This window comes from Cupriavidus sp. 05N40 (genome assembly GCF_056397305.1).
Window position 1 is genome coordinate 1 of sequence record NZ_JBFTND010000306.1, and the last position, 7,979, is coordinate 7,979.

The window sequence follows — 7,979 nt, forward strand, 5'->3', positions numbered from 1 at the left end:
CTGCAACGCTGCCCTCAGCGTGAGGATCCTCCTTGACTGGACGCTGCAACGCTGCCCTCAGCGTGAGGATCCTCCTTGACTGGACGGCATGCGGGTACGCAGTTCTCTGCGCAAGATCTTGCCGACCGTGGACTTTGGCAACGCATCGATAAGCGTAACGTGTCGTGGCATCTTGTATCCCGCAAGCTGTGTGCGGYAGTGAACCTCCACTTGCTCCCTCGTCAGAGTGGGATCGCGCGGGACAACAAACAAGTGGGGTACCTCGCCTGAACGCTCGTCGGGAACACCGATACAGGCAACCTCCATGACATTTGGCATCATGGCCACGACAGCCTCGATCTCGTTCGGATAGACGTTAAATCCCGAGACGAGAATCATGTCCTTCTTGCGGTCGACCATTGTCATGAACCCCTGCTCGTCCATGGTCACAATGTCTCCCGTTCTGAACCACCCCTCGTCAAAGAACGCCTTCCGTGTTTCCTCCTCCCGGTTCCAGTAACCCCTGAAGAGTTGTGGGCCCTTGATAAGTAGCTCACCCGCGCCCCCCAGTGGAACGTCCTGATCATTGTCATCCAACAGGCGTACGTCCGTAGAGGCAACGGGAATGCCGATCGTCCCACTGCGGCCTGGCGGATTGAAGGTGGCGCTCGGCGAGGTCTCCGTGAGTCCGTAAGCCTCGGTAACGGCAGGCGCCCCCGTAGCGCGCCAACGCTTGGCTACGGCAGCCTGGATCGACGCTCCGGCGCCCACCACCAGTTGCGTAGCGCTGAAGTCGACGCAATGAAGCTCCGGCTCATTCACAAGGCTGTTGAACAATGTGTTGACGCCTATGAACATCTGAAATGGCCGCCGCTTCATCTCCGCAACCACCGACCCGGGATCTCGCGGATTTGGCACCAACCGATTTTCGCTGCCCACCGATAGCGCCAGCAACGCAGTGGCAAGCGGAAAGATGTGATACAGCGGCAGAGGCGTCACCATCGAAGCCTGCGGCGCTGTCAGTGCCGGCCTCGCCCATGTCAGAACCTGGGCCAGACTCGCACTGACCGACTTATGCGTGAGGATCGCGCCCTTGGATACGCCTGTCGTACCACCGGTGTACTGCAGGATCGCGATGTCCTGCGCCGTCTGGGAGACCTCGGCGAGCTTCCCTCTGCTTCCCTGGAGGATTGCTGTCGCCAATGGCAGGAGTCGACACTTGCCCGTCGCGTCGACTGCTTCAGCAAGTTCAGCATCGGCAGCCGCTGCCGGAAGTTGTCCGGCGACACGCTTCATCCCGACCACCGGCGCTGTCAGTACCAGCGAAATGCCTGTTTCTGCCAGTACTTGCTGCAATGACTGCTGCAGTTGGTCAGCAACGATAATGCCGGCCGCGCCAGAGTCCTGCAATTGGTGCTTCAGCTCACGTGGCGTGTAGAGCGGATTGACGGGCACCGCCACCATTCCTGCGCGGAACACCGCAGCAAGGCCAATGATGAAGGCGGGGCAACTGGGCAACATCAACGCCACGCGATCCCCCTTCTTCAATCCCGACTGCTGAAGAAAGGTCGCCAGCGCCTCGGAAAGGAGGCCAAGCTCTGCGTAGCTCAGCGACTCCCCGAGGCACGTCAGGGCCGGGCGCGCCGAGAACGAAGTGACCGTCCTTTCAATCATCGCTCCGAGCGTAGCTGTCTCCTCTACCTCGATCTCGAGTGGCATCCCGGGCGGGTAGGATCCATGCCAGCGTCTGGCTTCCATATTGACGTCTCCTCAATTGTTATGCCCCAGTTGTATCCGGGGTTGCTTCGCTCCGTTCCCAGCGGGTGGGATGGCGAACTCTCGGCTTGCCGGCGTGCCCAAATGATCGCGTTCTCTGAGCCGGATCTGATACCAGAAAACGCCGCAATATCTTTGGTTAACGTTCGTTTGGTAAACGATCGTAGGTTACCCGTAGGACCATGTCAACATGTATTCACGACCATCGACCACCCGCGCAGCCCCACGCAGCCACCTTCAAGGTGGAGTGAATGCGCTGCCATTGGCGCCCGCTCTGACAAACGGCTCTCAATCCTAAACGATCGTAATGCTATACTTCCCGCAGGTTGATATATTCAAGGTGAGCCGAATGCGATACTCAAGCAGTCACAAGCTTGGGCGCGGAAATTGCGAGGGCCGATCCAGAGGTCCGCGCCACAGTGGAGCGAGCCGCGAAGAAACTGCACAACAGCTGGAAGGATCGCCTGAACGATCAAGATGCTGCCTGGGCATTGGTCGCGCAATGCGTGGGAGCGATCTTGCTGGCCCGGGTTGTTGAATCTGACCGAACCAGGCAGCAGATCCTCGCATCCAGCCGCCGCTTTCTCGGACGGTCTATCGAGGCGCTCGAACCCCTGAGCAAGACCTGAGCCATGACAGGTTGGCGCCTGCGCTACGCCCAGGCGCAACGCTGTTCTGAGGCCTGCGAGCACATCGAACCCGCCATCTACCTTCCCTGACCAAGCGGGCCCAGCCCTTGCGCCGCCGAGTTCTTTCCCATCCATTTCTGTCAATCTCGCTGCAGGAGACAACATGAGCCGCATAAGCGTCCAGTTTCACTTCGATTTCGGCAGTCCGAATTCTTACCTTAGCCACAAGGTCATCCCAGGCATTGAGGCTCGCCAGGGTGTCACGTTTGAATATGTTCCCGTGCTGCTTGGTGGCCTGTTCAGGCTGACCGGAAACCGATCGCCGGCAGAGGCATTTGGGGGCATCAAGAATAAGCCGGAGTTTGGACAACTGGAGATGCAGCGTTTCATCGCCAAGCATGGTCTGACGGCGTATCGGCACAACCCTTACTGGCCCGTCAACACCTTGCAAATCATGCGCGGCGCCGTGGCTGCCCAGAAGCATGGAACCTTCGCGTCGTATGTCGATGCCGTGTTCGCCAATATGTGGGAACAAGGTTTGAAGATGGATGATCCTGCAGTGATTGCGGGCGCTTTGAACTCCGCTGGCCTGGACGGCGACAACTTCCAGAATCACATCGCGGATGCCGAGGTTAAGCTCACCCTGCTGTCGAATACAGAGGACTCTTTCAAACGCGGCGCCTTTGGCTCGCCGACCTTCTTTGTCGGCGACGAGATGTTCTTTGGGAAAGATCAGTTGCGGGATGTCGAGGAGGAAATCCAGCGCGCGAAAGCGCGACTGAAGTAAGACAGCGGGGGCCTGCACAGGGCTTCCGCACGAGACCGGAAGCCCCGCACGCAATTTTTTAATGAGGCGGGCAGTGCGTCACGCAGTGACCCGACCTGAGGCCCTCTTCAGGCAGGCCCGCTTCATGCCGAGGCGGTCTGCGTGGATCCCCTCGCAGGCCTGTCCAGGCGCACTTCCCATAGGCCATGCCGCGGCACCTTCTCGTTTGAGTACTTGCGGGATTCGATGATAGTTTCCCGCAACGCCTTCTTCTGCAGCTTTCCAGTCGGCAAGCGCGGAAAGTCCAACACAAATGCGAAGTACTTGGGCGCGCGTATCGGGCCGAGCCTTTCACGGCAAACTGCACTAAGCGCTTCGGCAAGTATCTCTGCTGCATCAGGCATTCGTTCAACCTGGATCACCGCATAGACGGACTCGCCATACTCGTCATCAGGAACGCCGAACACCGCCGCGTCCAGAACCCGGGCATCCGTAAGCAGCACCTGCTCGATTTCCTGCGGATAGATGTTCACGCCCCCCGATATGATCACGAAATCCCGACGGTCAGACAGATAGAGGTAGCCGTCGCCGTCGAGGTGCCCGATGTCACCATAGGTCCACCAACCTTGCTTGCTGCGGCTCAGCGTCGTCTTATTGGCGTCGTTCCAGTATGCAAAGCTGGCGCTCGTCTCGAAGAAAATCGTACCCGTTGCGCCGGGCGGCATCTCATCCTCGTTGTCATCCAGGACATGAATGACGCCATCGGTCGCCTTGCCGACCGAGCCTTTGTGCCGCAGCCACTCCTCTGAGGTGATGGAGCAAGCGCCGATGCCTTCCGTGCCCGCGTAGTACTCGTGCAGGATCGGCCCCCACCAATCGATCATCGCCTCTTTTGTGTCCACGGCACACGGCGCCGCCCCGTGGAGCGCAACGCGATGGCTGGAAAGATCGAACTTCGCCCGCGTGATGGGATCCAGCCGAAGCAAACGGTGGAACATCGTGGGAACCCATACACTATGAGTGACACGGAACTGCTCGATTGCCGTCAGCGCCACTACAGGGTCGAAGCGATCCATCACCACCGCGGTACCGCCCATTGCCAGCGTCGCGGAAACATTTCGGTGCGGTGCTGCATGATAGAGAGGAGAGGTACACAGGCTGACCATCATTGGGCCGACGCCAGGCTGGCCTGCATATGACGCGTCTCGTGGATCCATCGCGTCGTACGGAATCGGCGGAATGACCTTTCGCACGCCCTTTGGACGACCCGTCGACCCGGATGAATACATCATTTCCCGACCGCGCGCGGGATCGGGAATTAGCGTGCAAGCGCTTGAGCGAAGCGCCTCCTCCAGGCTCTGGAAGCCCGAAATGGCACCCCCCAACGAGTAGCAAGGCACGGTGCCAAAGTCGGACGCAGCCAGGTTTTTGCTTCCTGTCGCCGAGGTTGAGACAACGACCGCACTTGCGCCGCAATCTCCGGCAATGTAGCGCAGATCCTCCTTGCTCAGGCTTGTCGACGCCGGGGTAAATACGACCCCCGCTCGCTGACAGCCCCACGCCAGATAGAGAAATTCAGGGCAATTCCCCACGGAGAAGAGCACCGCGTCTCCGCTCTGAATGCCGATGCTGCGAAGCAAATTGGCAACGCGATTGGCCCCTTGCTCGAGTTCGAGATACGTGATCTCTACCCCTGCAGGGACGAATACCGCAGCAACTTTATCTGGTGTCGTTAGCGCGAAGTGTCGTGGATGAGGCATTCTTCAACTCACATGGTTCCGACAACAGCAGCAACAGCAGCAACAGCAGAAACTGCGGCAACTGCAGGTCCAGGCAGGAGCGCTCGGCGGCATTGCGTATGCCCTTCCCCGCCCAAGGACATGGTCAGCTTCGCGCACTGCGTCAGACACGTTCAAATAAACGTTCGTTTACCTATCTGACGTTAAGTTAAGTCTTCAGCCCTGTCAAGCCCGACTGGACGCGGTAGGTGGACGATGACTGCATCGCCTCATCGGCATCCCGCTTGACAAGCTCCGCCCCGAAGATTAACGTCCGTTCACTAAACGATCATTTTCATGGAGACGCCGTGACATCAGATAGTTCGGAGCCCAACGTCGACGTCTGGCGCCGCGCAGAAGGTTCGGACATCCGTGACCGACTCGCGGGCAATAACCAGGACGCGGCAGCGCGTGGCGTGTTCGGCGTTCCGTCCTTCTTTGTCGATTCTGAACTCTTCTTCGGCAACGACCGGCTGGAATTCGTACGTGCCGCGCTTTCATCCAAGTCAATCCAAAAAGAGGCCCTTCCATGACCAAAGGAAAACTCGCCCTGATAACGGGAGTCGGCCCGGGCACCGGGCTGGCTCTGGTCCAGCGCTTTGTGGCGGGCGGCTACCAGGTAGCCATGATCGCCCGCAACCAGGAGCGTATTGCAGAAATCGCACGCGAGTTGCCTGGCTCCCACGCCTATCCCGCGGACGTCACCGATGAGTCGCAGCTGAACAGTGCGTTGGATCGCATCCAGGCCGAGCTAGGCCACCCACAGGTATTGGTGCACAACGCTGTGGGCGGTTCGTTTGGCAACTTCCTGGAGATCGAACCGCAGGTACTGGAGGCGAACTTCCGCACCAATGTCATGGCCCTCCTTCACCTGGCCCGGCGATTGGCGCCAGCCATGGTGGAGGCAGGCCACGGCGCCATCGTCGCAACTGGCAACACTTCCTCGCTCAGGGGCAAGAGCAACTTTGCCGGCTTCGCACCGACGAAGGCTGCTCAGCGAATTCTGGCAGAGTCAATGGCCCGGGAATTGGGCAAGCAAGGCGTACACGTCGCGTATCTCCTCATTGATGCGGTGATCGACCTCGCATGGACACGCAAGAGGTATCCGGGCGCTCCGGATGACTTCTTCATCCGGCCGGCTGATATTGCAGAGGAAGTCTGGCACGTCACGCATCAGCCAAGAAGCGCCTGGTCCTTCAACGTCGAGATCCGCCCCTTCGGCGAGAACTGGTAAGGCTTCGACCAGGCATAGCGCCAGCGAACGCGACGCGATGTAGACAATCGTCGAGCAGGAATGGTGTCACCGGCGACTTGCCGCCAACGGGCGGCATCCTCGTTGCTACGGCTTTGAGTTGAGCCTGCGGCGTACATTGACCGCCTCACTGAGCATGTCCAGCACGGCCACCGAATCATCCCATCCTATGCAGGCATCGGTAATGCTCTGGCCGTATGTCAATGCGGACGGACTGTGCTCTCCCGGGGTGAACTTCTGCGCGCCGGGGAGCAAGTGGCTCTCGACCATGGCCCCGAAGATGGATCGATTGCCGCTGCTGATCTGTTGCGCCACGTCGCGCGCTACATCAATCTGCCGCTTTGGCTGCTTGTTGCTGTTGGCGTGGCTGAAGTCCACCATCAGCAAGTTGCCGAGCCCGGCAGCGTCAAGTTCCTTGCACGCGGCCGCCACGGAATCCGCATCGTAGTTGGGGGCCTTGCCGCCGCGGAGAATGACATGGCAATCCGGGTTGCCCTTGGTGTGTACCGTCGCCACCTGCCCGTTCTTGTGCACCCCCAGGAAGTGGTGCGGACGAGAAGCGGCCAGTATGGCGTCGATAGCAATCTTGATGTTGCCGTCGGTGCCATTCTTAAAGCCGATCGGTGCTGAAAGACCCGAAGCCAGCTCGCGGTGCACCTGGCTTTCTGTGGTCCGGGCACCAATTGCGCCCCAACAGATCAGGTCGCCTATGTACTGCGGCGAGATCACGTCCAGCAGCTCACCGGCCGCCGGCAAGCCGAGGCGATTGATGTCAACCAACAGGCTGCGCGCTATGCGCAGGCCCTCGTCGATGCGGTAGCTCTCGTCCAGATAGGGGTCGTTGATCAACCCTTTCCAGCCGACGGTGGTGCGGGGCTTCTCGAAATACACGCGCATCACGATCTCAAGCGAGTCGGCGTGCCGCTGCCGCTGTGCCATCAACAGCCGCGCGTACTCGAGTGCTGCCTGCGGGTCGTGGATCGAGCAAGGTCCCATGATCACAAGCAGCCGGTCGTCCTCGCCATGCTGGATGCGGGCGATGCGCTGGCGCGTCTGCGTGACCAGCGTTTCGACAGCCGTGTTCCGGATGGGGAAAAAGCGGATCAGGTGTTCTGGCGGCGGCAGCGGAACGATGTCTTCGACGCGCGCGTCGTCGGTCACGCTGGTGCGATCCGGCGGCGCTTGCCAACCCTCGGCGATGGTGGGCGGAGACTTCTGCAGATCATTCATGGCTATCTCTTGGAGCTAAGACAAAAACCGCCGGTGCGTGCCGGCGGTCCAGGTTCGGTGGCGCTGCTTCCATCCATGCGCGGTAATTTCCTCCGCCGGTGTGCTGCGAGGGGCATACGGAAGAAGTCGAATCAGGATGAGCCAATTGGAAATCGTGCATCATCGGAACCACGTGCGTCAAGTATCAGACTGCCTGGATGAGGCATTCCTCGAATGGGCTCAGAGCCAACACTGCGCATGCTTCGCCCAGCGTTTCGATGATCACGGATAGCATGAAGTTGCCGATCAGCTTCATGAGATTCGCCTGCGAGGGATCGGCTCCCACGATACCCCGGGCAGCTGAGCCTCGCCGGGCAGCGCCAACAAGGATGGCTGTCGGCGAGCACCGCCAGCGCGTCGCCATTGCATGCGCCCCGGCCATCGGTCCGACCGGCGCTGCAAATTGGTCGCTATAAATCAGCCGCCCAAAAGCAAAACCCCCCAGTACTTGCGTACTGAGGGGTTTCAAGGGAGAGCCTGGCGATTACCTACTTTCACACGGGTAATCCGCACTATCATCGGCGTGGAGT

The 7,979-nt window shown here is 59.8% G+C and carries 7 protein-coding genes; 4 read left to right on the plus strand and 3 right to left on the minus strand.

The features are described from left to right. Positions 1–57 precede the first annotated feature (57 nt). Positions 58–1,737 carry an AMP-binding protein gene (locus AC1DO7_RS38575; RefSeq protein ID WP_477117368.1) on the minus strand — a complete coding sequence of 560 codons (1,680 nt, stop codon included), beginning with the start codon at positions 1,735–1,737 and terminating at the stop codon, positions 58–60. A 392-nt stretch (positions 1,738–2,129) separates the two neighbouring features. Here AC1DO7_RS38575 and AC1DO7_RS38580 point away from each other — a divergent pair, with 392 nt between their 5' ends. Beyond that, positions 2,130–2,384, plus strand: a complete 255-nt coding sequence (locus tag AC1DO7_RS38580; protein WP_477117369.1) for a hypothetical protein — start codon at positions 2,130–2,132, stop codon at positions 2,382–2,384. A gap of 163 nt (positions 2,385–2,547) precedes the next feature. Further along, on the plus strand, positions 2,548–3,171 hold the full coding sequence (locus AC1DO7_RS38585; RefSeq protein ID WP_441624150.1) for a 2-hydroxychromene-2-carboxylate isomerase: 624 nt from the start codon (positions 2,548–2,550) through the stop codon (positions 3,169–3,171). Between the two features lie 122 nt (positions 3,172–3,293). On the opposite strand, the gene AC1DO7_RS38590 is transcribed toward AC1DO7_RS38585, so the two are convergent. Then, a complete protein-coding gene (locus tag AC1DO7_RS38590; protein WP_441624148.1) occupies positions 3,294–4,910 on the minus strand; it encodes an AMP-binding protein in 1,617 nt (538 codons plus the stop codon). A 326-nt stretch (positions 4,911–5,236) separates the two neighbouring features. Between AC1DO7_RS38590 and AC1DO7_RS38595 the strand changes: the two genes are divergently transcribed. Both AC1DO7_RS38595 and AC1DO7_RS38600 read left to right on the plus strand, forming a co-directional pair. Continuing rightward, positions 5,237–5,461 (plus strand): DsbA family protein, encoded by a 225-nt coding sequence (locus tag AC1DO7_RS38595; protein ID WP_441643644.1) that lies wholly within the window; start codon positions 5,237–5,239, stop codon positions 5,459–5,461. Next, the gene (locus tag AC1DO7_RS38600) at positions 5,458–6,162 is read left to right on the plus strand and encodes an SDR family NAD(P)-dependent oxidoreductase (RefSeq protein WP_441624144.1); all 705 of its coding nucleotides are present in this window, start codon (positions 5,458–5,460) and stop codon (positions 6,160–6,162) included. The genes AC1DO7_RS38595 and AC1DO7_RS38600 overlap by 4 nt, the downstream gene beginning before the upstream one ends. A gap of 105 nt (positions 6,163–6,267) precedes the next feature. On the opposite strand, the gene AC1DO7_RS38605 is transcribed toward AC1DO7_RS38600, so the two are convergent. After that, on the minus strand, positions 6,268–7,410 hold the full coding sequence (locus AC1DO7_RS38605; RefSeq protein ID WP_441624142.1) for a 3-deoxy-7-phosphoheptulonate synthase: 1,143 nt from the start codon (positions 7,408–7,410) through the stop codon (positions 6,268–6,270). Positions 7,411–7,979: the final 569 nt, after the last annotated feature.

What these genes read in the sequence shown, in the direction of transcription:
- AC1DO7_RS38585 (WP_441624150.1), top strand. Translation starts at nt 2,548, where the DNA reads ATGAGCCGCATAAGCGTCCAGTTTCACTTCGATTTCGGCAGTCCGAAT.
- AC1DO7_RS38590 (WP_441624148.1), bottom strand. Translation starts at nt 4,910, where the DNA reads ATGCCTCATCCACGACACTTCGCGCTAACGACACCAGATAAAGTTGCT.
- AC1DO7_RS38600 (WP_441624144.1), top strand. Translation starts at nt 5,458, where the DNA reads ATGACCAAAGGAAAACTCGCCCTGATAACGGGAGTCGGCCCGGGCACC.
- AC1DO7_RS38605 (WP_441624142.1), bottom strand. Translation starts at nt 7,410, where the DNA reads ATGAATGATCTGCAGAAGTCTCCGCCCACCATCGCCGAGGGTTGGCAA.